Source organism: Morganella sp. GD04133, assembly GCF_029835375.1.
GTDB classification, from domain to species: Bacteria; Pseudomonadota; Gammaproteobacteria; order Enterobacterales; family Enterobacteriaceae; genus Morganella; species Morganella morganii_B.
Genome location: NZ_JAODZS010000103.1, coordinates 1 through 783 on the forward strand (window position 1 = coordinate 1; position 783 = coordinate 783).

The 783-nt window shown below is 50.3% G+C and carries 1 protein-coding gene and 1 pseudogene; both read right to left on the reverse strand.

What is annotated here, in order from left to right:
* Window positions 1-356 (reverse strand): tail fiber assembly protein (locus N7387_RS21300; RefSeq protein WP_279800958.1); only part of this gene is annotated, 356 nt, incomplete at its 3' end.
* A 2-nt stretch (window positions 357-358) separates the two neighbouring features.
* Window positions 359-783, reverse strand: a pseudogene (locus N7387_RS21305) (hypothetical protein); the annotation flags it as partial.

Sequence of the window (783 nt, forward strand, 5' to 3'; positions counted from 1 at the left end):
TTTTGCACGTACAGCATCCATTCTTTGAGGCTGGCTTTGTCTTCGTCCGTGATAATGCCGAGCATTAACTGAGTCCGCCATAGTTCCGTTTTTTCACTAGCCTCAGCAATCAGTGTCTGTTTTTGTGATTCAGCGATGGCAACATGCTGCTCATGCGTCAGGGGCGGTTCATCAGCCCACTGCGGCATTCCTTTTTTACCCGCCACGCGGACTTTACCAACCGGTGCCGCTGATGTGTATTTGATAAAGACACTTTCATCAACATCAACAGCATCATCAGGGTACGAATCACCGTAATCCTCAATCCAGTCTTTCGCGTAAAAAAGGTTCTCTGACGGGCTGTATACGTAATTCATGGTTATCTCCCTAATGCCATAATGGTTACAGTGCCTGCACCGGTTACCGGGCTGGTTGAATCGGAACGGAATACGCGCATATTGGCGCCCGTCTTCGTCAGCGCATCAAGCGTCATGTACTGCCCGGATGAACTGGAGTTATGTGTAGGCCACACGCCATGTGGCCCGTACGGGAACGGTACAGGAAAGGTAATCGGAGTGACCGTGTTTGTTGCCGAAGGTGTCACGCTGAAAACCTGCAAAATTAACCCGTTAGGAAACGTGTAAGCGTCGTTGGCAAACCCGAAGGAAGACATGTCCGGTATCTGACCGGGATTTGTTCCTGTATTTTTTGATGCAGCCGAACCCGCTCCCGTAACCCGTGCCAGCGGTATAGTCCCGTCATTAATTTCACCGGTTGGGGAAACGCGAAATATCGGTACAGGAA